Origin of the sequence: Sulfurifustis variabilis, assembly GCF_002355415.1 — a bacterium.
GTDB lineage: Bacteria > Pseudomonadota > Gammaproteobacteria > Acidiferrobacterales > Sulfurifustaceae > Sulfurifustis > Sulfurifustis variabilis.
Map to the genome: position 1 here is coordinate 2,905,187 of NZ_AP014936.1, position 26,271 is coordinate 2,931,457.

General features: G+C 65.6%; 26 protein-coding genes and 2 pseudogenes. 12 read left to right on the top strand and 16 right to left on the bottom strand.

Annotated features, from left to right (window positions below; genetic code table 11):
- Window positions 1–13: 13 nt before the first annotated feature.
- Window positions 14–313 (top strand): hypothetical protein, encoded by a 300-nt coding sequence (locus SVA_RS14090; protein ID WP_148665486.1) that lies wholly within the window; start codon window positions 14–16, stop codon window positions 311–313.
- On the opposite strand, the gene SVA_RS14095 is transcribed toward SVA_RS14090, so the two are convergent.
- The 9 genes and pseudogenes from SVA_RS14095 to SVA_RS14130 all read right to left on the bottom strand — a co-directional run bounded on the left by SVA_RS14095 (window position 310) and on the right by SVA_RS14130 (window position 6,333).
- A complete protein-coding gene (locus tag SVA_RS14095) occupies window positions 310–1,032 on the bottom strand; it encodes a transposase (RefSeq protein WP_096461823.1) in 723 nt (240 codons plus the stop codon). The genes SVA_RS14090 and SVA_RS14095 overlap by 4 nt on opposite strands.
- Before the next feature lie 22 nt (window positions 1,033–1,054).
- Window positions 1,055–1,324, bottom strand: coding sequence for a lysozyme family protein (locus SVA_RS19515; RefSeq protein WP_148665487.1), 270 nt, complete (start codon window positions 1,322–1,324; stop codon window positions 1,055–1,057).
- Between the two features lie 15 nt (window positions 1,325–1,339).
- On the bottom strand, window positions 1,340–2,155 hold the full coding sequence (locus tag SVA_RS19520; protein WP_148665488.1) for a hypothetical protein: 816 nt from the start codon (window positions 2,153–2,155) through the stop codon (window positions 1,340–1,342).
- Between the two features lie 252 nt (window positions 2,156–2,407).
- Window positions 2,408–2,662 (bottom strand): annotated as a pseudogene (locus SVA_RS20475) (hypothetical protein); the annotation flags it as partial.
- Between the two features lie 206 nt (window positions 2,663–2,868).
- The gene (locus tag SVA_RS14110; RefSeq protein ID WP_096461826.1) at window positions 2,869–3,249 is read right to left on the bottom strand and encodes a DUF5615 family PIN-like protein; all 381 of its coding nucleotides are present in this window, start codon (window positions 3,247–3,249) and stop codon (window positions 2,869–2,871) included.
- Complete coding sequence (locus SVA_RS14115; protein ID WP_096461827.1) at window positions 3,246–3,473, bottom strand: DUF433 domain-containing protein; 228 nt, start codon at window positions 3,471–3,473, stop codon at window positions 3,246–3,248. The genes SVA_RS14110 and SVA_RS14115 overlap by 4 nt, the downstream gene beginning before the upstream one ends.
- Window positions 3,474–3,540: 67 nt before the next feature.
- Window positions 3,541–3,642, bottom strand: a pseudogene (locus SVA_RS20480) (prevent-host-death family protein); the annotation flags it as partial.
- Between the two features lie 186 nt (window positions 3,643–3,828).
- On the bottom strand, window positions 3,829–5,046 hold the full coding sequence (locus SVA_RS14125; protein WP_096461828.1) for an argininosuccinate synthase: 1,218 nt from the start codon (window positions 5,044–5,046) through the stop codon (window positions 3,829–3,831).
- Between the two features lie 456 nt (window positions 5,047–5,502).
- A complete protein-coding gene (locus tag SVA_RS14130) occupies window positions 5,503–6,333 on the bottom strand; it encodes a class I SAM-dependent methyltransferase (protein WP_096461829.1) in 831 nt (276 codons plus the stop codon).
- A gap of 276 nt (window positions 6,334–6,609) precedes the next feature.
- Between SVA_RS14130 and SVA_RS14135 the strand changes: the two genes are divergently transcribed.
- Entirely contained in the window at window positions 6,610–7,662 is a 1,053-nt protein-coding gene (locus SVA_RS14135; RefSeq protein WP_096461830.1) for a sodium:calcium antiporter, read from the top strand.
- Window positions 7,663–7,822: 160 nt separating this feature from the next.
- On the opposite strand, the gene SVA_RS14140 is transcribed toward SVA_RS14135, so the two are convergent.
- The 3 genes from SVA_RS14140 to pdhA all read right to left on the bottom strand — a co-directional run bounded on the left by SVA_RS14140 (window position 7,823) and on the right by pdhA (window position 12,653).
- A complete protein-coding gene (locus tag SVA_RS14140; RefSeq protein ID WP_096461831.1) occupies window positions 7,823–10,525 on the bottom strand; it encodes an FAD-dependent oxidoreductase in 2,703 nt (900 codons plus the stop codon).
- A 163-nt stretch (window positions 10,526–10,688) separates the two neighbouring features.
- On the bottom strand, window positions 10,689–11,669 hold the full coding sequence (locus tag SVA_RS14145; RefSeq protein ID WP_096461832.1) for an alpha-ketoacid dehydrogenase subunit beta: 981 nt from the start codon (window positions 11,667–11,669) through the stop codon (window positions 10,689–10,691).
- Window positions 11,670–11,678: 9 nt separating this feature from the next.
- Complete coding sequence (gene pdhA, locus SVA_RS14150; protein WP_420823888.1) at window positions 11,679–12,653, bottom strand: pyruvate dehydrogenase (acetyl-transferring) E1 component subunit alpha; 975 nt, start codon at window positions 12,651–12,653, stop codon at window positions 11,679–11,681.
- Window positions 12,654–13,094: 441 nt separating this feature from the next.
- Between pdhA and SVA_RS14155 the strand changes: the two genes are divergently transcribed.
- From SVA_RS14155 to SVA_RS14170, 5 genes are all read left to right on the top strand, one after another.
- On the top strand, window positions 13,095–14,447 hold the full coding sequence (locus tag SVA_RS14155; protein WP_179948794.1) for a M17 family metallopeptidase: 1,353 nt from the start codon (window positions 13,095–13,097) through the stop codon (window positions 14,445–14,447).
- Between the two features lie 344 nt (window positions 14,448–14,791).
- Entirely contained in the window at window positions 14,792–15,088 is a 297-nt protein-coding gene (locus SVA_RS14160; protein ID WP_096461835.1) for a GIY-YIG nuclease family protein, read from the top strand.
- A 219-nt stretch (window positions 15,089–15,307) separates the two neighbouring features.
- Window positions 15,308–15,754 carry an SRPBCC family protein gene (locus SVA_RS14165; protein ID WP_096461836.1) on the top strand — a complete coding sequence of 149 codons (447 nt, stop codon included), beginning with the start codon at window positions 15,308–15,310 and terminating at the stop codon, window positions 15,752–15,754.
- A gap of 269 nt (window positions 15,755–16,023) precedes the next feature.
- Complete coding sequence (locus tag SVA_RS19830; RefSeq protein WP_169924116.1) at window positions 16,024–16,164, top strand: YciI family protein; 141 nt, start codon at window positions 16,024–16,026, stop codon at window positions 16,162–16,164.
- A 156-nt stretch (window positions 16,165–16,320) separates the two neighbouring features.
- On the top strand, window positions 16,321–17,052 hold the full coding sequence (locus SVA_RS14170) for a DUF169 domain-containing protein (RefSeq protein ID WP_169924117.1): 732 nt from the start codon (window positions 16,321–16,323) through the stop codon (window positions 17,050–17,052).
- A gap of 117 nt (window positions 17,053–17,169) precedes the next feature.
- On the opposite strand, the gene SVA_RS14175 is transcribed toward SVA_RS14170, so the two are convergent.
- From SVA_RS14175 to SVA_RS14190, 4 genes are all read right to left on the bottom strand, one after another.
- Window positions 17,170–17,898 carry an amino acid ABC transporter ATP-binding protein gene (locus tag SVA_RS14175; RefSeq protein ID WP_096461838.1) on the bottom strand — a complete coding sequence of 243 codons (729 nt, stop codon included), beginning with the start codon at window positions 17,896–17,898 and terminating at the stop codon, window positions 17,170–17,172.
- Between the two features lie 207 nt (window positions 17,899–18,105).
- On the bottom strand, window positions 18,106–18,768 hold the full coding sequence (locus SVA_RS14180; RefSeq protein ID WP_096461839.1) for an amino acid ABC transporter permease: 663 nt from the start codon (window positions 18,766–18,768) through the stop codon (window positions 18,106–18,108).
- A gap of 6 nt (window positions 18,769–18,774) precedes the next feature.
- Window positions 18,775–19,512 (bottom strand): amino acid ABC transporter permease, encoded by a 738-nt coding sequence (locus tag SVA_RS14185; RefSeq protein ID WP_096461840.1) that lies wholly within the window; start codon window positions 19,510–19,512, stop codon window positions 18,775–18,777.
- Between the two features lie 107 nt (window positions 19,513–19,619).
- Window positions 19,620–20,519 (bottom strand): transporter substrate-binding domain-containing protein, encoded by a 900-nt coding sequence (locus tag SVA_RS14190; RefSeq protein WP_096461841.1) that lies wholly within the window; start codon window positions 20,517–20,519, stop codon window positions 19,620–19,622.
- Window positions 20,520–20,723: 204 nt separating this feature from the next.
- Between SVA_RS14190 and SVA_RS14195 the strand changes: the two genes are divergently transcribed.
- The 5 genes from SVA_RS14195 to argF all read left to right on the top strand — a co-directional run bounded on the left by SVA_RS14195 (window position 20,724) and on the right by argF (window position 26,199).
- Window positions 20,724–22,739 carry a serine/threonine protein kinase gene (locus tag SVA_RS14195; RefSeq protein ID WP_148665489.1) on the top strand — a complete coding sequence of 672 codons (2,016 nt, stop codon included), beginning with the start codon at window positions 20,724–20,726 and terminating at the stop codon, window positions 22,737–22,739.
- 101 nt (window positions 22,740–22,840) lie between these two features.
- On the top strand, window positions 22,841–23,251 hold the full coding sequence (locus SVA_RS14200; protein WP_096461843.1) for a hypothetical protein: 411 nt from the start codon (window positions 22,841–22,843) through the stop codon (window positions 23,249–23,251).
- 234 nt (window positions 23,252–23,485) lie between these two features.
- On the top strand, window positions 23,486–23,974 hold the full coding sequence (locus SVA_RS14205; protein ID WP_096461844.1) for a urate hydroxylase PuuD: 489 nt from the start codon (window positions 23,486–23,488) through the stop codon (window positions 23,972–23,974).
- Window positions 23,975–24,130: 156 nt separating this feature from the next.
- Window positions 24,131–25,294, top strand: a complete 1,164-nt coding sequence (locus SVA_RS14210) for an aspartate aminotransferase family protein (protein WP_096462970.1) — start codon at window positions 24,131–24,133, stop codon at window positions 25,292–25,294.
- The gene (gene argF, locus SVA_RS14215; protein WP_096461845.1) at window positions 25,291–26,199 is read left to right on the top strand and encodes an ornithine carbamoyltransferase; all 909 of its coding nucleotides are present in this window, start codon (window positions 25,291–25,293) and stop codon (window positions 26,197–26,199) included. Before SVA_RS14210 ends, argF begins: the two co-directional genes overlap by 4 nt.
- The last annotated feature ends 72 nt before the right edge of the window (window positions 26,200–26,271 follow it).

The following is a 26,271-nucleotide window of genomic DNA, read 5'->3' on the forward strand; positions in this document are numbered from 1 at the left end:
TGCCGCGATGCCAATGCGCTCGATCTCGGTATTCCTCCTGGTGCTCGCCTGTTCCGCGCTGCCGGCCGCCGCTGAGAAGAATGGGCCCGCCGACTCCGGCCGGACCGGGACAGACGGCCTCGGCATGAAAGAGAAGATGCGAGGCGGCGCGCAACTACCCATCGACATGGACGAGCCGATGCCGATCGGAATGGCCAGGGAAGGCATGAAGAAAGGCGATGTGAAAGAGCACGCGATGAAGAAAGAAGCGGTTATGGACGAGATGATGAAGCAGGAAGAACAGAAACCCGGGTCAGAGAGGAATATTCGCTAATGTACTAAATCGATGTAATACACGCCGGCCTCCTCCTCCACCCGCGGCCGCCCAGGTATGCCCAGCCGGGTCCTCCGCTGGGTGATGGCCTCGATCCTGTCTTTGAAGTAAGACCGCCCGAGCACGAGCTCATGGTTCAAGGCATCGCGGATCTCGTGCAAGAGCGCTTCATCGATATGGTGACGGAAGAGTTCCCGGTATGCATATTGACGCTCGGAGGCAGTGTGGCCGAGCGCGGTATACAACGGATGCGGCGAGAGCAGCGGGTCGGGGCGTCCTTGCGCGTTAGCCCCGTAGCTCGACCATTTGTACTCCGCGGCATGCCCGACCATCTCCGCCCGTATCGGGTTCAATTCGACGTAGCGCATGCAGGACAGGAGATAGGCTTCCGAATCGACCAGGCTCGCCTTGTACCGACCCTCCCATAGCGTTCCCGTTCGCCGATAGGTCTTGTTGACGTAGTACACGTAGCGCCGACCGAGCGCCTGCATCAACTCCCCGATGCCGTGCTCCTTCATCGGCGTCAGCAAGAGGTGCACGTGATTGGTCATCAGCACATAGGCATGAATCCGGCACGCGTGCTTGTCCGCCGAAACGGCCAGATCGTCCAGATAGCGCCGGTAGTCTTGCTCGGCGAAGAAGCAGGGTTCGCGGTTGTTGCCGCGCTGAATGACGTGCTGCGGGACACCGGACAGCGTAAACCGCGGCTTGCGCGGCATGGTTCAACCTCCCTGTTTATTATTAGCGGCCAATATTAGCGGATTTTGCTCTCTGACCCGGTTTTTGCGTTGGGGTTAGACCACTGGCAAACGGGTTCGGGCCAAGCACCTTGATTACTTCGTCGAAAACGGCGGGATCTCGTAAATTGAACCCAATGCCGATAGTCGGAATTCCCTTGCTGTCGGCATATGCCCAATAAACCGTTCCTTCGTAGCCGCTTGACTTGAGCGTGTTATAGACGAGGTCGCGGTATGTCGTAGTGTTCGTGATAGTGTGAAAGGTAATCGCCATTGCTGATTCCTCGTCTTATTTTTGTTTCTCGAAGTTGGATTCCTGGTAATGGAACTTACATTCACCAGAAATTGCGCCGTGTCTCGTGAACCGAACAATGTACAACGTCGCGTCCCGTCCCTGCTTCATTCGCAAGGTTGGCGTATTCCCGTAAAACGTATCTGAATAAAGTCTGTCCTTGTATAGAAAGACGTTGTCGAACGCCGACCCGGCGAAATAATCCACTATCTTTATTAGGTTCGGATCGGCTACCACAATGGCCTTTCGATCTCCAATCTCACCCGCTAGTCGCTTCTTCGGATCGCATTGGCGCCATGGCATATCGTCCCAAATGCGAACGACGTTGTCGGGCAACCCGTCACGATTGGCATCGGCGCGAGTAATTTCCATTGTGAGGCGGTTCCTCTCAACCTTGTCTTTGAGCCGCTCCATCCAAGGGCGTCTATCCTCTGGGGACTCGATCTTGTGCCATCCCAAGTGGCGAAAAATGTCCTGAACGAGTTCCGGATACTTCATTGGATCAAGTCTCTGCCAGACGGGGCGGGTGAATCCAAGCCGTGAATCAAGTTGACGCTCGCAAGCCATGCCATAAGGCAGATCCTCAAAGCGCTTCAAATTCTCTTGATAGGCAGCGCACACGCCGTCTATATCTGCGAACTGGTAATTTTCCCGCGGGTTGTCTTCTTCGATGAGTTCGTAGCGTCCCGCATCAGCAGACACACTGGAAACGGCAAGTGCCACGGCAAGTACGAAAGACAAGCGAGAAGTAGACGAACATGAACGCGATAAACCGTCCGAGTTGCCCCTATGATCGATGAAGAACGTGCGCATGGTCCCTCGTGGTTGCTCAGGTGTTGAACCCGTTGTCCGGATCACCTCGGTCTTACCTTGTTCTACATATTTCCCTATTTCGCCTTCTCCTCCAGCATCCTTATCCGTTCCTGCAGCTTAGTAATGGCTTTCGCATGCTCGGCGTAAGCACGAACCAATTGCTTGGCGATATCGGTAAGCCCTTTGATGGCGATCGGAGAACAGACACGGGGTCAGGTCTTGCAATGAAACATTTCATCCGCAACGAATTTTCAACCGAACAAACCCTTCCGCATCCTTCTGGTTGTACGCCCCCCTATCCTCCTCGAACGTCGCGATCGAGGGATCGAAGAGCGAGTCGGTGTCGGACTTGCGGCCGGCGACGGTGACGTTGCCTTTGTAGAGCTTGAGGCGCACGACGCCGTTCACGGTCCCCCTCTCCCTAGCCCTCTCCCTCGAGGGGAGAGGGAACCGCAAAGAGTCGATCAGCTCCTGCATCACGCGGCGCTCGGGGCTGAACCAGTAGCCAAAATCCAGCGCCTTCAGCGAGAGCCCTTGCCGCTTCTTTTCGCCACGCTCCGGCTTTTGCAGAGAACGTCGAACTCCCGCATAGTCTGCTCGCGCGTCAGTCCCGCCCTGTGCAGCCCCCGTGCGGTCGCGTGCACGGCATCCAATACCGCTTTACGCTTTGCCATCGTTCTTGATTGGCTCTTCATGTTCGATCCTGCCAATAATTACTGACGGCTCTCGCCGATCGGCAACGTTCGAACGCGAATGCGTGCTTCTTCAAGGACTGCCACGCAACCCTGACGTAGTGGCTTTTCCAGTGCCGGAAGGTTCGCAAGCATTAGCGCTAGCTGCTTTTCGGGCTGGCGTCCCGACCCCTGGCGAAACAGGATAACCGAAGGCTTGGCCTCACTTGTCAACGCCAGGAGTGTCCCGAAGTCGGTGTCCGCCGATACAACGACTCGGTCCTCTCGCGCTGCTCGCTCGAAGATGACGAGATCGTCAGCAGACTGAAGACCGAGATCACGAACGTGCGTGGCATCGTATCCCCGCTGCCGCAAACCTTCTGCCAATACCGGGGACAACGCGTTATCGATGAGAAACTTCACGGAGCCGCGAGCGGAAGCTTTCGCTCGCGGACAGCTTCGGCGGCGTAGTGCAGCGCCTCGTGGATATCGTCCGGCTGGAGGTCAGGATACGCATTCAGAATCTCGCTCTCCGCCATGCCATCGGCGACCATCCCGACGACCGTTGCCACCGGGATGCGTAGTCCTCGAATGCAAGGCACGCCGTCCATTTGCTTGGGATTTACAGTGATCCGCGTAAATCTCATGACGCCTGTCTCCGACTAGCCTCTTTCCGGTGTTGTTCAAACAGACAATTCACGAGAGCCATCAACGTTACGAAAGACCCAGCCGCTTTTTGGCTTCCGCTAGGCTCACGCTGCGCCCCGCTTCCAAATCGGCCAGCCCCTGAACGACGGCGCGCATGAAGGCTTTCTCGTCATCCCCTTCCGACTGGCCGATGAAGTCCACGAAGTCTTCGACCTCCTTGATCTTCTCGGGAGGAAGACGGCGGATTTTTTCGAGAAGCGCATTTTCGTTCGTTGCCATGAGCCTCAACCGTCCCTGCCCTTCTCTTCGACAGATACTAGGCCGACATGCTCCGACGCTCAAGCCGGCCGGGACCTATCGCTTTTTCTTCCGTCTCGCCGCAATCCTCATCCGCAACGCATTCAACCGAATGAACCCCTCCGCATCCTTCTGGTTGTACGCCCCCCTGTCCTCCTCGAACGTCGCGATCGAGGGATCGAAGAGCGAGTCGGTGTCGGACTTCCGGCCGGCGACGGTGACGTTGCCTTTGTAGAGCTTGAGGCGCACGACGCCGTTCACGGTGGCCTGGGAGGCGTCGATCAGCTCCTGCATCACTTTGCGCTCGGGGCTGAACCAGTAGCCGTTGTAGATGAGGCTTGCGTAGCGGGGCATGAGCTCGTCTTTGAGGTGCGCGACTTCGCGGTCGAGGGTGAGCGACTCCATCGCGCGGTGTGCTTTCAGCAGGATCGTGCCGCCGGGGGTTTCGTAGGCGCCGCGGGACTTCATGCCGACGTAGCGGTTCTCGACGATGTCGGCGCGGCCGATGCCGTTCGCGCCACCGATCTTGTTCAGCTCGGCGAGGAGGGTCGCGGGGCTCATCGCCTTGCCGTCCAGCGCGACCGCGTCGCCCTTCTTGAAGGTCAGCTCGATGTAGGTCGGCTTGTTCGGAGCCTTTTCCGGGGCGACCGACCAGCGCCACATCGACGCCTCGGGCTCCGTCCAGGGGTCCTCGAGCTCGCCGCCTTCGTACGAGATGTGCAGCAGGTTCGCGTCCATCGAGTACGGGGACTTCTTGCCCTTCTTGAACTCGACCGGGATCTTGTGGGTCTGCGCGTAGCTCATCAGCTTCTCGCGCGAGGTCAGGTCCCACTCGCGCCAGGGGGCGATGATCTTGATGTCGGGCTTGAGCGCGTAGGCGGTGAGCTCGAAGCGGACCTGGTCGTTGCCCTTTCCGGTCGCGCCGTGGGCGATGGCGTCGGCGCCGGTCTTGTTCGCGATCTCGACCTGGCGCTTGGCGATCAGCGGGCGGGCGATGGAGGTGCCGAGGAGGTACTCGCCCTCGTAGAGCGTGTTCGCGCGGAACATCGGGTACACGAAGTCGCGCACGAACTCTTCTTTCAGATCGTCGATGAAGATCTGCTTCACACCCATCTTCTGCGCCTTGGCGCGCGCGGGCTCGAGCTCCTCGCCCTGGCCGATGTCGGCGGTGAAGGTGACCACCTCGCACTGGTAGGTCTCCTGGAGCCACTTGAGGATGACGGAGGTGTCGAGGCCTCCGGAGTACGCGAGTACAACTTTCTTGATCTTTGCCATGTGCGCCAAACGGGTTGAACGGGAGGGCCGCCGGGGCCCGGAAAGGGCGAAAGTGTAAAACAAAGGGGGTGTTTCGTCCTTGGTTTTGCGGGGGATTGCGGGGGCCGGGAGCCAGGGAAAGCTGCCGGAGGTGTCGAAATCCGCCGGCGACGGCGGCGGTGGTTGAGGACCGAATGCCATGGTCCCCCTCTCCCGCCAGGGGAGAGGGGGGTCTGGAGGCCGTCATCTCGAGCCGAATCTGCGAGGAATCGAAGCAGACAGCGAAGCAATCTGTGCGCTGCCCTTAGGCGGTCGGGAGATTGCTTCGTCGCGTTCGCTCCTCGCAATGACAATCCTCTCCCCTGCCCCTTTCCTCCCGCGCTTCCTGCTACATGGGAGAGTCCAGGGCAGCCGTCCTTGGCTGCCCGCTCGCCGGGGAACGGTTCATTGGGCCGTTCGCGCGTCGCCGGCTCGCCCTCAACGGGAAGGGCGGCAGGTGTAGGACACCGTGCGAATGCGTCTCTCGGCGAGGTTTTGGACCTGATTGCGCGCCATCACCGGGAAATCGGCGCCGAGGAAGGTTTGAAACGTGACGGCGGCCGGACCCGATCGCGCGATGCGGGCCTTCACTTCCTCGAACCATCTCAGACTTGCTTCCGTCGAATCGTGCTCGTCCAGAATCTCGAAGCCCGCCTCGGTGAGCAGCTTCCGCATCTCCTCCGGCGTCGACAGGTAGCTGTGGGTGGCATCGCGCGCCCACGGAACCGGGTAGAGGACGGGACCCCCTTCGCCCTGCAGCACGTCGTATACCGCGAATAGGCCGCCGGGCTTCAGCACTCTCCTGGCGCCGGCATAGAGCGCGTCCTTGGCCGGTATGTTCATCCCGGCATGAATCGTCATCGCGGCATCGAAGGTGCCGTCGTCGAACGGCAATGCGGTTGCATCGCCATGGAAGCAGCGCACACGGTCCGCGAGACCCAGCCACTCGGACATGGCATTGGCCGCTTCGCAGAAAGGCTGGGTCAGATCTATTCCGGTGACCCGGCAGCCGTAGGTCTCCCCGATCGTTCTCGCGGGGCCGCCGAGTCCGCTGCCGATGTCGAGGACGTGGGACTCGGCGGTGAGCTGCATGCGTTCGGCCAGCTCGAGCGTGGCCTGACGTCCGCGGATGTGGAACTCGTCGACCGGAGCGAGATCCGTCGTGGTCAGTCGGCTGAGGTCTTTTCCCGCCGAAGCCAATCCGGCTCTGATCTGCGCCGCCAGGTCGGCGCCTTCGCTGCAGTAGTGGGTCTGGACGGCGTCAATCATGTGCGCCTCCTGCCCCTTGTCCCGAGGCGGGAATGGGATCGAAAAGTATATCGACGGAGACGGCGGCTTTACTCGCACATTTTGACGGCTTTCATCCGGCCTCGTCGGTGAAGCCGCGTCGTTCGGGTTCCGGCGGGTAAAGGGAGTCAAACGAAAAAGCTGCCCCGGGAGGCAGCCTTCTTAACGCCTATTGGCCGCGGCTCGATACAGCCCCCTCGCCCGTACCCCTCTCACGGCATGGGAGAGGGGGCGAGCTGTTAAGCGGGCAGCGGTACGATGGGTTCCGTGGCGCTCGATTCTCTGTTCGGATCCCTGCCCTTCAGCGTCGGCGTCTTCGTCGGGGCGGCGTTCGCGATCGCGCTGGCGGGGGTCGCGATGTCCGCCACCGCGGATCGGCTCGCGGACCGGACCGGATGGGGAGAGGCGATCGTCGGGGCGGTGTTCCTGGCGGCCGCGACGTCCCTGCCCGATTTTGCCGCGACCCTGACGGCCGCGGCGGACGACCACCCCGAGCTCGCGGTCGGCAACATGATGGGAAGCATGGCACTCAACTTCGCCTTCCTCGGGATCGGCGACATGGTGTACCGGAAGGCGAACCTCGAGCACGCGGCCGCGTCTCCGGCCAACCTGATCCAGGCGGCGCTGTTGATCGCGCTGCTCGTGATTCCGCTGATGGCGATGCTCGGGCCCGGCGTGACCGTGTGGGCCGTGCACCCGGCTTCGGTGATCCTGCCGGTCGCCTATGTCTTCGGCTTCGTGCTCCTGCGCCAGACGCAGGCCACGCCGATGTGGACGGTGAGACGCACGGCGCAGACAGTGGAGGACCGGCCCGACAGGAACAAGGGAGGTCGCCAAAGCCTCGCGATTCTCTGGCTGCGTTTCGGCGTCCTGACGCTGGTGCTGGCCGTTTCGGGCTGGGCGTTGATGAAGGCGGCGGAGACGATCATCGCCTGGACGGGACTCTCGGAGACGCTCGTCGGCACGCTCCTCACCGCGCTCGCCACTTCCTCTCCCGAGCTCGTGACGACCATCGCCGCCATCCGCGCGGGCGCGCTGGCCCTCGCGGTGGGCGGGATCATCGGCACGAACTGCTTCAACGTAACGGCGATCGCGGCCGCCGACTTCGCCTATCGCGGCGGGTCGATCTACCAGGCGGTCACGTCGGACCAGGTCTTCTGGGGGCTGCTCACGATCCTGATGAGCGCGGTGCTGCTGCTCGGCTTCGTGCGGCGGGAGCGGTACGGGATCGGGAAGATCGGGTTCGAGAGCTTTTTGATATTGGTGCTGTATGCGGGGGCGGTGGCGTTGCTGGTGGGGAGGGAGTTGTGAGGGAGAGGATAAAGCGCTTCTCTCAAGACACCCTCGCCCTTGAGGGAGAGGGTTGGGGTGAGGGTGCAGGGCTTTGCTGGGTTTCAACCCCCTCACCCTACCCTCTGCCCCAAGGGGGAGAGGGGAAGGAAAGGCAAGGAGAGGAAGTTAAGAACGTGACTTAGTGGACGGCGGCGCCGGCTTTGGCGGAGCGGCGCAGGCGCGCCAGGAGGCGGCGGGCCATTTCGCCGTACATTTCGGTCTGGGTCGGATGGGGGTGGATGGCGGTGGCGACCTGATCCAGCGTCATCTCGCCGGCGACCATCATGACGGCCTCGCCGATCAGGGTGTCGGCGTGATCGGCCAGGAGGTGCACGCCGACGATACGGCGGGTGGCCTTGTCGGCGACGAGCTTGATGAAGCCGTCGAGCTCGTTCGTCATCATCGCCTTGGCGTCGATGTTGAACGGCATCTTCACCTCGGCGGCATCGATGCCCTTCGTCTTCGCCTGCTCGACCGAGAGGCCGACGAACGCGGCCTGCGGGCGCGTGAAGATGACGCCGCAGTCCTTCTCCTGGCGGTACTCGAGCTTCTCGCCGAGGATCGCGCCGGCCGCGACGCGGCCCTGCGCGCCCGCGGTATGGGCGAGCATGAGGCCGCCGTTCACGTCGCCGACGGCGAAGATGTGCGGGACGTTCGTGCGGCACTGGCGGTCGACGGGGATGATGCTGCGATCCGAGCGCACGCCGGCATTGCCGAGCTGGAGCGGCTCGAGCACCGGGCGCTTGCCGGTCGCCATCAGGACGTAGTCGCACTTCACGTTGGCGTTCTTGCCGCTGGCGTCGCTGTAGGAGAGCGTCATGTCGCCCGGCTTGCCGGCGATCTTCGTGACCTTGGCGGACGTCACGAGCGTGAGGTTCTTCTCCTTCTTGAGGAGCTCGGCGAGGGTCTTCGCGACCTCGGCCTCGACCTCGGCGAGCGGGCGGTCCTGCGCCTCGACGACCGTCACTCTTGCCCCGAAGTCGGCGAAGATCTGCGCCATCTCGAGGCCGATCGCGCCGGCGCCGACGATCGCGAGGCGCTTGGGCGGGTTCTTGAGGCCCCAGACGGTGTCTGAGTTGAGCACGCCCTTCCCGTCCGCGCCCGGAATCGGCGGAATGAAGGGCGGCGCGCCGGTCGCGATGACGCAGGCGCCGAAGCTGATTCTCTCCTTCTTCTTGCCGTTGCCGGGCTCGGCGCGGGCGTGCGGGTCCTTGATGTTGCCCGAGGTGTCGAGCGAGATCGTGTGGTCGGACTCGAAGCGGGCGAAGCCCTGCTTCACGTCGATGCGCACGCCCTTGTCGGTCTTGAGCGCCATCTCGCCGCGCGTCTCGAGGACGTTGCGGCGGGTCTTCTCGAGGAGCTTCCAGTCGAGCCTGGGCTTGGTCGTGTTGAGCACGCCCAGGTGCGCGTCGTGCGCGCGGTCGCGGATGCGGTCGGCCGCGGCGCGCCAGGCCTTCGACGGAATGCAGCCGCGCCAGAGGCACTCGCCGCCGGGGAACGGCGCGTCGTTGACCATCAGGACCTTCTTGCCGTGGCCCGCGAGGTCGCGCGCGCAGTCCTCGCCGCCCGGCCCGCCGCCGATGACGACGACGTCGTAGTCCCACTTGCCGGCCGGGATCGCCGGCGTCGGCTCGCCGGTCGGGAGCCCGACGCCCGTGATCCACGGCTCCGGGTTCTCGACGAGCTGCTTGAAGTAGTTCAGGAACTTCGCGGCGTCCGCACCATTAATAATGCGGTGGTCGGCGGTGATCGTCACCGGCATGCCTTCGGGCCCGCGGGTCGCGATCGCCATGATCGCGGAAGTGCCGGGCGAGGGAATGGCGTCGAAGTGCGTGACGCCGAGCATGCCCATGTTCGAGATCGTGAAGGTCGGGTTCGAGTACTCCTGGGGCTTCAGGCGCTTCACGCGCGCGCGGGCGACGAGATCCTTCCACTCGTCGTTGAGCTTCTTGAGCGACTTGCTCATCACGTCGCGCAGCACCGGCACGACGAGGCCCATGCCTTCGGTCTCCACGGCGAGGCCGACGTCGATCTGCTCGCGCTCGACGATGCGGTCCTCGTGCTGGTAGACGGCGTTGACGTTCGGGAATTTGGCGATCGCGAGGGCCGAGGCCTTCGCGAGCGCGACGGTGAGCGAGTAGCCCTCCTGCTTCGACGCGGCGAGCAGCCGGTCGGGCTGGAGGTTCACGGTCACGCGGAAGAGCGGCATGGAGAGCGCGTACTCCATGTTGTGCGCGACCGCCTTCTCCATGGCGTTCATCGGCCGGCCGACGCCCGGCACCTGGTAGATGCGCTTGGCCATGCCCGGCGGCACGCGCGGCGTCAGCACGTCGCTGGCGACGATGATCCCGCCCTTCGCGCTGCCGATCAGGCTGTCGATGTCGATGCCGTGCGCGCCGGCAAGCTGGCGCGCGTACGGCGTCGCGCGGCCCTGGCGCGGGCGCGGCGCAGGGCTCGCGCCGTGCGGCATGGCGGGAATGCGGGTCTTCGGCATCTGCGTGCCGTAGGGCTCGAAGCGCGGGATCTCGGCCTGCGCGGCCTCGACCGGCGCGGCGGCGGCTTTCGACACCGCCACCTCCCCGCCCTTCACCTCGCTCTTGTCGGCCACGAGCTGCGCGATCGGCTGGCCGACGGGGACGACGGCCCCGACGGGGACGAGCGGCCCGGAGAGGTAGCCCTCGCGGAAGATCTCGACGTCCATGATCGCCTTGTCGGTCTCGACCGTCGCGACCACGGTGCCGCGCTCGATGCGGTCGCCGGGCTGCTTCTCCCAGGTGACGACGGTGCCCTCGGTCATGGTGTCCGAGAGCTTGGGCATTTTGATGACGTAAGGTTCGGCCATTTTTCTATCCTAGTGGAATGGCAGACAAACGCAGAGGATACGAACGACGGCAAAAGGCGCTGTCATTGCGAGGAGCGAAGCGACGAAGCAATCTCCCCGCTTCGGGAAAGTCGAGATTGCTTCGCTTCGCTCGCAATGACAGAGACGCTTCTCCAGCAGACTGCTAGATCCGCCCCATGACCTTGAGGGCGCCGCGGTAGACGTCGTCGACGTCGGGGATCGCGACTTTCTCGAGGTTCGCGGCGTAGGGCACCGGGACGTCGGCGGCGTAGACGCGCACGGGCTGCGCGTCGAGGGCGAAGAAGCACTCCTCGATTACCGTGGCCATGACCTCGGAGCCGACGCCGACCGAGGCCTCGTCCTCCTCCGCCACCAGCACCCGGTGGGTCTTCTCCACCGAGCGGCGGATGGTCTCGCGGTCCAGGGGCTTCAGCGAACGCAGGTCGATGACCTCGGCGCTGATGCCGTCCTTCGCGAGCTTCTCGGCCGCCTGCATGCACAGGTGGAAGCTGAAGTTGTAGCCGATGAGCGTGATGTCCGTGCCCTTGCGCACGATCTCCGCGCCCTCGAGGGGCCGGAAGAACTCCTTGTCCGGTACGTCCTCCTTGAGGTTGTACATGCGCTCGTGCTCGATGAAGATCACCGGGTCGTTGCAGCGCACGGCGGAGCGGAGCATGCCGTAGGCGTCGAGCGGGCTGCGCGGCGTGACGACGCGCAGGCCCGAGGTGCTCATGAACAGCCGCGCGAGGCGCGCGCTGTGCTGCGCGGCGAGCTGGTGCGCCGTGCCGCCGGGGGTGCGCATCACGAAGGGGACCTGCACGCGCCCGCCCGACATGTAGCGGATCTTGGCGGCCGCGTTGATGAGCACGTCGAGCGCGAGCAGCGCGAAGTTGATCGACATGATCTCGACGATGGGCCGCAGGCCCGCCATGGCGGCGCCGATGCCGATGCCCGTGAACGAGTTCTCGGAGATCGGGGTGTCGATGACGCGCTCGGCGCCGTACTTCTGGTAGAGGCCCGAGGTGGCCTTGTAGGTGCCGCCGACGAGGCCGACGTCCTCGCCCATCACGATCACGTTCGGGTCGGCGGCGAGCTCCTCGTCGTGCGCCCGGCGGATCGCCTCCCAGTACATCAGTTCAGCCATGGATCGCCCTTATTCGTAGGTGTTCTGCAGGGGGCCGATCCAGCGGGGATCGGGGTTGTCGTCGAGCACGTACTTGTTCAGGTCCTCGACGCGCGGCTCGGGGCTCTCCTCGGCGAACTTGACCACGTCGTTCTCGATCTCGTCGTGCACGGACTGCTCGATCGCCTTGATGCCGGCGTCGTCGAGCGTGCCGCGGCTCTTGAGCTTGTCGCCGTAGATCCGGATCGGATCGCGCTGCGCCCACTGCTGCTCCTCTTCCTTCGAGCGGTAGGCGGCGGTCTTGTCGGACATGGAGTGGCCGCGCAGGCGGTAGGTCAGGTACTCGATGAAGTACGGTCCGTGGCCGCCGCGCACGTGGTCGATCGCCTTCTTCGCGGCCTCCATCACGACCTCGATGTCCATGCCGTCGTGCTGGCTGGCCGGCATGTCGTACGCGCACGCGCGTTTGTACTGGTCCACCACCGCGGTCGATCGGTTGATGCGCGTGCCGATCGCGTAGAGGTTGTTCTCGCAGACGAAGAGCACCGGGAGCTTCCAGAGCGAGGCCATGTTCATGGTCTCGTGGAACGTGCCCTGGTTGTTCGCGCCGTCGCCGAGGAAACAGATCGCGATCTGGTCGGTCTTCCTGTACTTGGCCGCGAGCGCGAGGCCGGCGGCCAGGGGGAACGGCTGGCCGACCAGCGCGTAGCCGCCCATGAAGTGCACGGTCGGGTCGAAGATGTGCATGGAGCCGCCGCGCCCGCGCGACGAGCCCGTCTCCTTGCCGTAGAGCTCCGCCATCACTTCGCGGGCGGGGGCGCCCGTCTTGATCGCGTGGATATGGTCGCGGTAACCGGTGATGACCCAGTCGTGGCCGGGGCGCGCCATCTCGAGCACGCCGGTCGCGACGGCCTCCTGACCTATATATAGATGCAGGAAGCCCCCGATCTTGTGCTCCATGTAGGCCTCGAAGGCCCGCTCCTCGAAGCGCCGGTAGAAAATCATCTCGCGCAGCAGCCGCTTCTGGTCGGCCTCGCTGAGCGCAATGCCGGAGGGCGCCGCTGCTTTCGCGCTCGCGCGCTCCTTCACGTCGGGGTTAGCCGCTTTCATGAAATCTCCTGAACTTCGGGGCGGGGAATTCGTTCTTGGCGCGCCGGGAGGCGCGAAAGGCATCTGTCGATCGGTGCCGGGCCCCTATTGCGCGCGGTATGATCGTTTTTTTGCCTAAACAAATCAAGGCAAACGGTGTGCACCGTGTGCGCGGAACGCGTATAGCGCGGTGCCGTGAGAGATGAGGCATCCATGCAGCTCAGAACGGCGAAGATACGGCTAGATGCCGGCAGTTTATCGGCAAAAGACTACCAAATCTATTCAAGCGTCATCCTGCTTTTGCCGGAGGGAGCCGCAATTACGTCGCTCCCGTTCGGTGCGGAGCTGCGCAAACGGATGGAGCGCGCGGAGTACAAGCTCGGCGACGCGAAACCCTTCGTCACGGACCTGCCGAACGAAGCGGGCACGCGCCTGGCGCTCGCGACCGTCTCGAAGACGGCGAGCGCGTTCGAGCGCCTGACGCTCGCGCGCAAGCTCGTCGCGGCGCAGTTCGACCCCCGGCCGGACCGGCTGGCCATATCCGCGGCCGCCGACCGGCCGGAGATGGCGGCGATGGCCGAAGCCGTGGTCGCCGCCGCCCTCGCCGCCGACTTCGAGCTGCCTACTTATAAGAGCAAGCGCGAGCGGCCGCGCGCGCTGCGGGAGATCGCCGTCCACGGAACGGGCAGGCTCGATGCCGCGCGCACGATCGCGACCGCCCGCGGCAACAACCTCGCGCGCTACCTCACGGCGCTGCCGCCGAACGAGCTGACGCCGGGCACGTACCGCAGGCACGTCGAGCGGCTGGCGCGCGAGCACGGGTGGAAGACCGAGTTCGTCGACCTCGCGAAGCTCCGCCGCCGCGGCGCCGGCGCGTTCGTCGCGGTGGCGCAGGGCAGCCCGGACCCCGACGCCGGCATCCTGCGCGTGCGCTACGCGCCGAAGAAGAAGCCGAACGGCCCGCTCCTCGCGCTCGTCGGCAAGGGCATCTGCTTCGACACCGGCGGCACCAACCTCAAGAGCGCGAAGCACATGCACGGCATGCACGAGGACATGGAAGGCAGCGCCGTGGCCCTCGGCACCCTGCTCGCGCTCTCCGAGCTCAAGGTCGACTTCCCCGTCGACTGCTGGCTCGCGCTCGCGCAGAACCACATCGGCCCGAAGGCGTACCGGCAGAACGAGGTGATCACCGCCGCGAACGGGACCACGATCGAGATCGTGCACACCGACGCCGAGGGGCGCATGGTCCTCGCGGACACGCTGCACTTCGCGTCGAGCGAGAAGCCGCGGGTCGTGATCGACTACGCGACGCTCACCGGCGCCTGCATCGGCGCGCTCAGCACGCGGCTCTCGGGGGCCTTCACCAACCGGCCGAAGCTGATCCCGGTACTGCAGCAGGCCGGCGAGGAATCCGGAGAGCGCGTCTGGCCCTTTCCGCTGCCGGACGATTTCCGGGAATCCCTGAAGAGCGACGTCGCCGACATCAAGCAGTGCACGCTCGACAACGACGCGGACCACATCCTCGCGGCGCTGTTCCTCAAGCGCTTCCTCGCGAACGATCCCGACTGGGTGCACGTGGACCTGGCGTCCGGGAACCACAAGGGAGGGCTGGCGCAGGTACCGACGGACATCACCGGGTTCGGGGTGAGGCTGACGCTCAATCTGTTGCTGGATCAGAAGATACTGGGCAAATCGTCTTCGGCAAGTTGACGTCGGTAGGCGAACGAACACGAGGAGAACGAACAAGATTGCTTCGCTTCGCTCGCAATGACAGCAACGGGTGGTGACAGCCAAGCCGAGGACTTCCCGCCCACGATGTCATTGCGAGGAGCGAAGCGACGAAGCAATCTCGGGTTTCCGGAAGAAGATGCGAGATTGCATCGCTGCGCTCGCAATGACAGGCATTGGGTCGACCCTTACTTGTCATTGGGAGGAGCGGAGCGACGAAGCAATCCCGGGGCGACGGGGGAAAGTGCGAGATTGCTTCGCTGCGCTCGCAATGACGGCTGTTTCGTCCGGACAGTCTTGCAAGCTTTCAACCAGGGAGCGACAGCATGCAGGAACGCTGCTACTTCGTGTACATCCTTACCAACCCGTCCAACCGGGTGCTCTATACCGGAGTTACGAGCGACCTGGAACGGCGCCTTGCCGAGCATCGCGACGGTCTGACGCCGGGTTTCGCCAGCCGGTACCGCTGTCGCAAGCTGGTCTGGTACGAGATTACGCCGGACATCGCGGCCGCGATTGCCCGGGAGAAGCAGATCAAAGGCGGATCGCGGGCAAAGAAGATCGCCCTGATCGAGACGATGAATCCGACGTGGCAGGATCTGGCACCTTCGGCCAAGGGGTAAGGACACTATCCTTCGGCGCCTCGGCCCCTCAGCATGGCACTTCGTGTCGGATTGCTTCGCCGCCTGCTTCGATTCCCCGTAGCTTCGGCTCGCAAGGACGGCGGTTTGGGCCGCTGGGATTCGCGGCGGGCTTCACTGGCCATCTCGCATGTCGATTTCGGCCATCGTCAACCGTCGTCCCTTCAGAGGGCCGTCCTCGCAACCTAAAGGAGACCGACCATGTCCACGAATACCGTCCGCCTTCACCGCGTCCTTCGTGCCGCGCCGGAGCGCGTCTACCGCGCCTTCCTCGATGCCGACGCCATGGCCAAGTGGCTGCCCCCGAACGGGTTCACCGGCAAGGTCCATCAGATGGATGCCAAAGTCGGCGGGACCTACCGGATGTCGTTCACCAACTTCACGACCGGCCAGAGTCATGCGTTCGGCGGGAAGTTCCTCGAGCTGGTCCCGAACGAGCGCGTTCGCTACACCGACGTTTTCGAGGATCCGAACCTTCCGGGCGAGATGCAGACGACCGTCTCCCTGACGAAGGTGTCGTGCGGGACCGAGCTGAACATCGTGCAGGAAGGCATTCCCGGCGTCATCCCTCTCGAATCCTGTTATCTCGGCTGGCAGGAATCGCTGACGCTGCTCGCCATGCTCGTCGAAGCCGAGATTCGCGAGTAGGCGAGCCGTAAAGTTTTTCTGTCTGGGTTATTTCGAGCCCGCGAAGATGAATGCCCGCTCCGAGGCGGAGGTCGAGGCGATTTTTGCGCGGAGTGTCGACCACACATGGCGGAGCTCTACCGGACCGGCCGGGTTCATCGTGGACGCCGGCCTCGCCTTCGAAGGCAAATGCCTGCGGCGCATGAACGGCGAGGTGAAGGCCACCGACGGTTCCCTCGATCGGAACCCGGGAGCGGATTGGCAGCGCATTCCTCATAGCAGCAGGGGACATGGACCACGCGATCCGGGTGGCGTCGCTGCATCCGACCACACAAGGGAGCGCGGGCGAGCAGTGGGGCTGGCGCATCGAGATTCGGCCTGTCCACTACTTCCAGCGGCCGGTGCGGGCGTCGTCGTCCATGCCCGAGTAACCGCGGAAGACGCGAAGGCTCCCGGCAGTCGCAAGACCGGCGAGCCGAACGCCTTTGGCGCGATCAGCAGCATCGAAAATGCAGGGCGCCTCGCGTTGCGTTCGCGACCGAGCCCCCGCATGCTTGCCCGTGGATGCCCCACAAGGAGGAAAGAGGATGAGACACGACTATCGCGCACTGTCGAAAACGCTGGTCGACCTGCTCGCGTTGTCCGCACCGCCCCTCGCCATCACGTTCACGCAGGAAGACGCAACCGATGTCCCCCGTTATGAGGGTACGATGCCCGCGTCGGCGCCGGACGGGCGCACCGGCAAGGTAACGGCCGGGTGCGTGTTCTGGATGAAAGCCGTGGACCGCACGTTCCGCACGCACGCCGAAGACCACGGCAACTGCAGCGTCGGCAGCCTGACGCACGGCTTCATCACGCTCGACACGGCAGCGAAGCGCGACGACGTCAAGGCATTGATGGAGGCGAGCTGGGTGACACCGGAGGTTTTCCCGCAGATCCCGGTCGTGAAGCAACGGCCGGCGTCCGTGATCTACGGCCCGCTCGCGGACACGCGGGTCGATCCGGATGTTGTCTTTCTGAGGCTCAATGGCAAGCAGGCCATGATTCTTCACGATGCCCTGCCGGACCTGCGCTTCGAAGGCAAGCCGCAATGCCACATCATTCCGATCGCCAAGGAGGAGGGCCAGGTGGCGCTCAGCGTGGGATGCATGCTGAGCCGTACGCGCACGGGCATGGCGAACAGCGAGATGACCTGCGCCATCCCGGGGACCCGGCTCGCCGACGTCGTCGCGAGGCTGCAGGCGACCTGTCGGGCCGACGTGGCGGTGGCGACGTACGCCGCGGACGACGCCCGCCGGTTCGGCGCGAGGTCCGGGTGAATCCGCGCGTCGAAATATAAGGAGGCGATGCAGGCGACAAGCACCGTCGCGGCCACCGGCGTCTGTGCTTTTCAACCAGGCCCGGGCGGCAGAGAGCGGCGGGTCGCTCGTCGGGGGTCAGTGGTGCAGGATCTTCGACAGGAACTGCTGCGCCCGCTCCGACCGCGGGCTGCCGAAGAACTCCTCCTTGCTCGCGTCCTCCACGATCTGCCCCTTGTCCATGAAGACCACGCGGTGCGCGACCCGGCGGGCGAAACCCATCTCGTGGGTGACGACCATCATAGTCATGCCTTCGGTCGCGAGCTCGACCATGACGTCGAGGACTTCGTTGATCATCTCCGGATCGAGCGCCGAGGTCGGCTCGTCGAAGAGCATGCAGATCGGGTCCATGGCGAGGGCGCGGGCGATGGCGACGCGCTGCTGCTGCCCGCCGGAAAGCCGGCCGGGGTACTTGTCCGCCTGGTCGCGCAGGCCGACGCGGTCGAGCAGGCGCAGCGCCCGTTCGCGCGCCTCGTCCCTGCCGCGCTTCAGCACCTGCGTCTGACCGATGGCGAGGTTGTCGATCACGCGCATGTGGGGGAAGAGCTCGAAGTGCTGGAACACCATGCCGACCCGGGCGCGCAGCTTCGGGAGATTGGTCCTGCGATCGCCGACCGGAATGCCGTCGACCGTCACCTCGCCCTGCTGAAACGGCTCGAGGCCGTTGACGCACTTTATCAGCGTCGACTTGCCCGAGCCGGAAGGGCCGCAGACGACGATGACCTCGCCCTTGTCGACGTGCGTCGTGCAGTCGTCGAGCACCTTGAACGTGCCGTACCACTTGCTGACGTGCCGGATGTCGATCATGGGCACCGGTTGTGACCCTCACCCCATCCCTCTCCCGCACGCGGGAGAGGGTGAGTCGGTGGAAATCTGCTCGAACTAGTCGCCCTCACCCATCCGTCTCCCGACTCTCTATTTGCCCCTCTCCCCTCCGGAAGAGCGTCAGGGTGAGGCGGAGTTTTCGAGAGGGAGGTCGTGTCAATCTACTCGAACGTGCAGGCGAAGTCCGGTTCATTTGATCGCGATGTTGCGCTGCAGGCGCCGCACGAGCAACGAGAGCGCCAGGCTGATGACGAGATAGACGATCGCGACGAACACATACATCTCGACCGGACGTCCGTAGTTGCGGCCGACGATCTCGGAGGCCTTGAGCAGGTCCTTGGCGCCGATCGCGTACACGAGCGAGGTGTCCTGGAACAGGATGATCGTCTGCGTGAGCAACACGGGCGCCATGTTGCGCACGGCCTGGGGCAGGACGACGTGGTGCATCGTCGGCCAGTAACCCATGCCCAGCGCATACCCCGCCGCGACCTGGCCCTTCGGGATGCTCTGGATGCCGGCGCGCATGATCTCGCTGTAGTAGGCCGCCTCGAACGCGGTGAACGTGATGATCGCGGAGTTTTCCGCGCCGATCGGGTGGCCGATGACGATCGGGATCACCAGGAAGAACCACAGGATCACGAGCACCAGCGGCACGGAGCGCATCAGGTTCACGTACCAGGCCGCGGCGGACGCGAGGGGCGCGATGCCCGAGAGCCGCGCCATCGCGAGCAGCGTGCCGAACACGATCCCGCCGGTCATCGCGATGACCGTCAGCCGCACGGTGAACTGGAGACCCTCCCACAGGAACGGGAGGCTCGCGGGGATGACGGAGAAGTCGAATCCGGCGAGCATTGGCGCTCAGCCCGCCTGGGTGATGTAGCCGGGGACGCGCGAGCGCCGCTCGATCAGCGCCATCACGCGGTTGGCGATGAAGGCGCAGAGGAAGTAGAGCACCGTCACCGCCAGGTAGGTCTCGATCCCCTGCTCCGAGTCCTCCTGCATCTGTCGCGCGGTGAACGTGAGCTCCATGAGGCCGATGGCGAAGGCCACGGAGGAGTTCTTGAAGACGTTCATGAGCTCGGAGGTGAGCGGCGGCAGGATGATCCGGTACGCCATCGGCAGCAGCACGTGGCGGTAGGTTTGCGGCAGCGTGAGGCCGAGCGCGAGCCCGGCCGTGCGCTGGCCGCCCGCGAGGCTCTCGATGCCGGCGCGCACCTGCTCGGCGATGCGCGCGGAGGTGAAGAGCCCGAGTGCGACCGCGGCGGTGACGAACTCCTTGGCCGGCATGTCGCGCTTCACCCAGAGCGACAGGTTCTCGGGCAGCAGCTCCGGGACGACGAAGAACCAGAGCAGCATCTGCACGAGCAGCGGGATGTTGCGGAAGAGCTCCACCCAGGCGGCGCCGGGCCAGCGCAGCCACCGGTGCGGCGTCGTGCGCGCGATGCCGACCAGCGATCCGAGCACGAGCGCGATCAGCCACGCGACCAGCGACACCGAGACGGTCCAGCCGAGCGCGGCGATCAGCCAGTCGAGGTAGGTCTCCTCGCCCGCCTTGACCTGCTCGAAGAAGATGCCCCAGTGCCAGTTGTAGTCCACAGCGAGGGAAGGCTCGAATCTTGAATGTTGAATTTTGAATGTTTAATTGAAGAGCGCGCTGCGCGCGCATCATTAATTCAACATTAAGCATTAAGCATTCAACATTCTTATCTTTTGTTATACGCCTCCGCCGGGGCGTCGTTGGGGTCCTTGATCAGCTCCTTGAGCTGGTCGCTCATCGGGAAGTTCATGTTCACGTCGCGCGGCGGGATCGGCGACATGAACCACTTCGCGTACAGCTTCTCGAGCTCGCCGCTCTTCATCATGCCCTTGATGGTGTCGTCGGCGATCCGCTTGAACTTCGGGTCGTCCTTGCGGAGCATGATCCCGATCGGCTCGACGTTGAGCACCTCCCCGACGATGGCGTACCGGTCCGGCGTCTTCGAGGTCGCGATGAGGCCGGCGAGCAGGTTGTCGTCCATGACGAAGGCGACCGCCCGGTCGCTCTCGAGCATCAGGAAGGAGTCGGCGTGATCGCGGCCGTACACCTCCCTGAAGTTCACGCCCTTGCCCTTCTCGTGCGCGCGCATGAGCTGCACGCTCGTGGTGCCGGTCGTGGTCGCCACCGGCTTGCCGCCGAGCTGCGAGAGGCTGGTGATTCCCGAATCCTTCTTGACCGCCATGCGCACGTTGGTCACGAACGTGGTGACGGCGAAATCGACCTGCCGTCCGCGCGCCTCATTGTTCGTGGTCGAGCCGCACTCGATGTCGACGGTGCCGTTCGTGACGAGCGGAATGCGGTTCTGCGAGGTCACGGGCTGGTACTGCACCCGCACGGCCGGAAGCTTGAGCTCCTTCTTCACGGCGTCGACGATCCGGTGGCAGATATCGATGTGGTACCCCACCGGCTGCTGCCCGGCGTCGAGGTAGGAAAGGGGGATCGAGGACTCGCGGATGCCCATGACCAGGGTGCCGCTTTCCTTGACCTTTTTCAGGGTGTCGGCCGCCGCGAGGGCCGGGAGCAGCAGGCCCCCGGCGGACAGCAGGGCGATAACGAAGCGTCGCATGCGTTCCTCCTTCGAGTTGCGGTGGGTCCCACCTTCTTCGTGATGAAGGGACCGTCGAAGCCCCCGTGCCATGATCGGCTCGAACGGGCCCGCGCTGCAACCGGTCGCGCCCGGGCCGGACTGGCGCGGCGGCCACCATGCGACGATACTCGTCGGAGGTGCGCTCTCGCGCTCCCCTCGCCGCCCGACACGAGACTGACATCGATGCAGCAGACCCCGCAGCGGGCGGCCCCCACCCTGCCGTACACGCGGCTGCGCCTCCTTCTCGCTGTCGCGCTGGTGATCGTCGTCGCGGTCGGCCTGTGGTCGTACCGGAGCATCCACCGCTCGGTCCTGGAGCTGCGCGCCTACAGCCTCGAGGCCCTGCTCGGCACGCAGATCGAGGCGCTCGACGCCTGGGTCGGCGAGCTCAAGCAGGACGTGGCGCAGTGGGCGGCCGATCCGCAGGTGCGGCGTCATGCCGAAGCGCTGACGGCGCTCGGCGCGCGGGACGCCGGGGACGAGCGCCTGCTCCGCTCGCCCGCGCGGCGCGCCCTGCTCGCGGCCCTGCAGCTCGACGACGAACACCGCGTCGGCGCGCACCTCATCGATTCGAACGGGACCATCCTCGCCTCGCGCTTCGAGCGCTACACCGGGCGGCGGCTCGCGCCCGAGGTGCTCGAGCGCATCCGGCCGGTCTTCCTGAATCGCAGGGTGTTCATCCACCCGTATCGCGAGGGGGACCGCGTGCTCGAGCTGGAAGTCCCGGCGACCGACGATCCGCTCTTCTGGGTCGAGGCGCCGGTCAAGGATCGCCGCGGCCGCATCGTCGCCGCGCTCGGAATCGGATACCGGGCGGACCGCCAGTTCGCGCGGATCTTCCAGGCCGGGCGTCCCGGGCGCACCGGCGCGGCGTTCGCGTTCGACGCGCAAGCGCGCCTGCTCCCTTCGAGCGACGTCAAACCCGCGTCGCCTGCCGCGCCCGTCCGGCTGCGCGATCCGGGCGCGGGGTTCGCCGACCCGCCGACGCTCACCGCCCTGGCGTCCGCCGCGGTGAGCAGCCGGCGCGCCGGCGCCGACCTGCAGGCGGGCACGCTCCTCGATCCCTACCGCAACCATGCGGGCGAGCGCGTGATCGGCGCGTGGCGGTGGCTGCCCGAGTACGACATGGGGATCGCCGTCGAGATGAACGAGGAAGAGGCCTACGCGCCGCTGCGCTATCTCGACATCGGCCTCGCTGCCGTTCTCGTCATCGTGTTCGCCGTCCTGGGCGGCCTGTTCCTGCCGCGCGACGCGCTGATGCGGCTGCTGCGCGGCGCGCCCCAGGTCGGGCCGTACCGCCTGCTCGACAAGATCGGCGAGGGCGCGATCAGCGACGTCTACCTCGCGCGCCACAAGCTCCTGAAGCGTCCGGCGGCCGTGAAGCTCCTGAAGTCGATCGCGACGACCGACGAGTCGATCGCGCGCTTCCGTCGCGAGGCGGAGCTCGCCAGCCGGCTGTCGCACCCCAACACGGTCGCGGTTTACGACTACGGGCTCGCGGGCGGCGGCCTCTTCTATTACGCCATGGAATATCTCGAGGGCGTGTCGTTCGCGGACCTCGTCGAGCGCTACGGGCCGGTACCGGCCGCCCGGGCCGCCTACCTCCTGCGCCAGGTGTGCGCGTCGCTCGGCGAGGCGCACGCGAAGCACATCGTGCACCGCGACATCAAGCCGCAGAACATCATGGTGTGCGAGGCGAGCGGCCGGCGCGAGGTCGTGAAGGTCCTCGACTTCGGGCTCGTGAAGCGTCTCGACCACGCCGACACCCGCGACCTCACCGGGTCGCTGCACGTGCTCGGCACGCCGCTCTACATGGCGCCCGAGCGCATCCGCGACCCCGGCGTGCTCGACGTGCGCTCGGATATCTACTCGGTCGGCGCCGTGGCGTTCTGGCTGCTCACCGGGCGGCGGCTGTTCGAGACCGAGACCGAGCACGACCTGTCCTACCACGTCCTGCACGTCACGCCCCCGCGCGCGTCGGCGCTCGCCGCCCATCCCGTGCCGCCGGCGTTCGACGAGCTCATCGCGCGCTGCCTCGCCAAGAGCCCGGACGACCGTCCGGCGAACGCGGAGGCCGTCACGGCCGTGCTCGACGAGGTGCTCGCGGCCGCGCCCTGGACCGAGGCCGACATCGCGGCGTGGTGGAACCGCCACTGGGTGCCGAAGGACGATCCCGCCCGCCGGATCGTCCCGGAGTGAGAGCCGGGCCCGGGAAACGATCCCGCGCTTATCATTTATACTGCTGCCCCCCGGCGTCCCGGCGCCCCGACCGTTCAAGCTCCAATATCAGGTTGCGACTCATGCGAAGCAAAGCGGCCGAAGACTGGCTCGCCGAATCGGCGCGCACCGCGAACATCAGGGACTACGCGGCGCACATGGATCTCATCTCCCGCAACGTGCAGGTGCACGGCGTGCCGGGCTTCGACGTGCTCGGCTACGACGACTGGGCCAGGCAGTGCCGGCACGAGTTCGAGACCGGCGTGCTGAAGGCCGTCCGCTACGACGGCTGCAAGGTCCGTGTCATGACGCCGGGACGCGTGATGTTCAAAACCGTCGAGACGGTCGAGGGCACCGACGGCACCGTGAACGTGAACCCGATCGAGGTGCTGCTCGAGAAGGAAAGCGACGGCAAGTGGCGCGTGGTTCAGGAGCGCATCATCACGTCCGAGGAGTACGACTTCGAGCCGCGAAGCGGCGCGTACGCGCCTTGAAATTGGAACGATTCTGCCCTACTCTTCGGCCCGACCTGATTAGTCGGGAATTCGCGCGAATGCGAGACGCGCGCGTTCTCAAGTAAATAGGATTCGAGGAAACAACAGATGAAAAATCCGCTCGATTCGCTCTGGGGCACGATCATCTCGGGGTTGGTCATCACCGTCATCCTCTATTTTTTCGCGGCCCGATTCCTGGTCGTCTGAAACGAATAAGCATAACGGGAGAGCATCATGGAACTCGTTCTTGACCGCTGGCTTCATGTCCTCGCCGGCATCACCTGGATCGGCCTTCTCTATTACTTCAACGCCGTGCAGGTTCCCGGCGTCGCCGCCGCCAAGGCGGACGGCACCGCGGCCGGCATCACCAAGCACATCGCGCCGCGCGCGCTGCTGTGGTTCCGCTGGGCGGCCGTCGTGACCTGGCTTTCGGGCGCGTACTACCTCGAGGCGGCCGGCATCGGCATCGGCAACGCGTTCCTGCTCAAGGGCGGCGCCGCGCCGATCGGCCTCGGCGCCTGGCTCGGCACGATCATGCTCTTCAACGTCTGGGTGCTGATCTGGCCCAATCAGAAGAAGGTGCTCGGGCTGGTGCAGGCCGACGACGCGGCGAAGGCCAGGGCCGCACGCGTGGCCTTCCTCGCCTCGCGCACGAACACCATGCTGTCGCTCCCGATGCTCTTCTTCATGGTCGCGGGGCCGCACGGGGCGCACCTCTTCTAGGCCGAGTCTCGCTTACCGGCCCCGACAAAAGCCCGGTTTTCCGGGCTTTTGTCTTTGGGAACCGGCTTGCACCCCCGGCCGGAAGCGCTAGAATGCGGCCCTTCCGGGATGGCGCCCTGCCCCGCAGGGCGCCTTAGTTTTTTTATGACGCACCTCATGCAAACCTACGCGCGCCTGCCCGTGACCTTCGTGCGCGGCGAGGGCGCCTGGCTCTGGGACGCGGAGGGCAAGCGCTACCTCGACGCGCTCGCCGGCGTCGCCGTGACCAGTCTCGGGCACGCCCACCCCGCCGTAACGCAGGCCATCCGGGAGCAGGCCGGCGCGCTGCTGCACACCTCGAACTGGTACGGCATCGACTGGCAGGAACGCCTGGGCGACGCGCTGTGCGCCGTGGCCGGCATGGACAGCGCCTTCTTCTCGAACTCGGGCGCGGAGGCGAACGAGGCCGCGATCAAGCTCGCGCGCCTCTACGGCCACAAGCGCGCCGCGAAGAACCCGACGATCGTCGTCATGGAGGGCAGCTTTCACGGCCGCACTCTCGCGACCCTCTCGGCGAGCGGCAACCGTCGCATCCAGGCGGGCTTCGAGCCGCTGGTGACGGGCTTCAACCGCGTGCCCTACAACGACCTCGAGGCGGTGCGCCACGTCGGCGAGCACAACCCCGACGTCGTCGCCGTGCTGGTCGAACCGGTACTCGGCGAGGGCGGGGTCGTGGTGCCGGATCGCGGCTACCTCAAGGGCCTGCGCGCGCAGTGCGACGCCAGGGGCTGGCTCCTCATGCTCGACGAGATCCAGACGGGCATGTGCCGCACCGGACGGTGGTTCGCCTGCGAGCACGAGGGCATCCGGCCCGACGTCATGACCGTGGCGAAGGCGCTCGGGAACGGCGTGCCGATCGGCGCCTGCCTCGCGCGCGGCGACGCGGCCGCGCTGTTCCAGCCGGGCAACCACGGCTCGACCTACGGCGGCAATCCCCTCGCCTGCCGCACGGCGACCGCCGTGATCGAGGCGATGCGCGAGCAGCGCCTGGACGCGCGCGCCGCTACGCTCGGCGCGCGCATGCTCGCGGGATTCCGCGAGCGCCTCGAAGGCGCGAAGGGCGTGAGGCAGGTGCGCGGCCTCGGCCTGATGCTCGGCATCGAGCTCGACCGGCCGTGCCGGGAGATCCTGACCGCCGCGCTCGCGCGCGGCGTGCTCGTCAACGTCACGGCCGACAGCGTGGTGCGCCTGCTGCCGCCGCTCATCCTCACCGACGAGGAGGCCGACCGGATCGTCGCGACGGTCTCCGACGTCGTCCGGGAATTCCTGGGACCGCCGTGAAGCCGCGCCACTTCCTGACCCTGACGGATCTCAGCCAGGAAGAACTGGGGGCGCTCGTCCGGCGCGCGATCGAGCTCAAGGACCTGCACCGCCGCCGCCGGCCGCACACGCCGCTCGCCGGCCGCACCATGGCGATGATCTTCGAGAAGTCCTCGACCCGCACGCGCGTCTCGTTCGAGGCCGGCATGGCGCAGCTCGGCGGCGCGAGCCTCTTTCTCTCGCCGCGCGACACGCACCTCGACCGCGGCGAGCCGGTGGAAGACACGGCGCGGGTGATGTCGCGCATGGTGGACGTGATCGTGATCCGCGCGCACCGGCACGAGATGGTCGAGCGCTTCGCGGCGCACTCGCGCGTGCCGGTGATCAACGCGCTCACGGACAGGCACCACCCGTGCCAGCTGCTCGCCGACATCCAGACCTGGGTGGAGCACCGGGGCGAGATCGCCGGGCGCACCGCCGCGTGGATCGGCGACGGCAACAACGTCTGCCACTCCTGGATGGAGGCCGCGCAGCGGTTCGATTTTCACCTGCGCGTCGCCACCCCGAAGGGGTACGCGCCGGACGCGGCGATGGTGAAGGCCGCGGGCCGCCACGTAACGCTGACCGACGACCCGCAGGCGGCCGCCGAGGGCGCGGACGTCGTCGTCACCGACACGTGGGCGAGCATGGGCCAGGAGAGCGAGAGGGCGGAGCGCCTGCGGGCGTTCGAGGATTACCGCGTCGACCGCGCGCTCATGCGCCTCGCCGCCGGGAACGCGTTGTTCATGCACTGCCTGCCGGCCTACCGCGAGCACGAGGTGACCACCGACGTGCTCGAAGGCCCGCAGAGCGTCGTGTGGGACGAGGCGGAGAACCGGATGCACGCGCAGAAGGCGCTCCTCGAGTTCCTGCTCGCCGGCGAGTGACGCGCACGTCTTGGTCGATCCCGGGCCGATCGGCTAGTATGCGCGAAATCATCAGGGCCCCGGCGGCGCGGC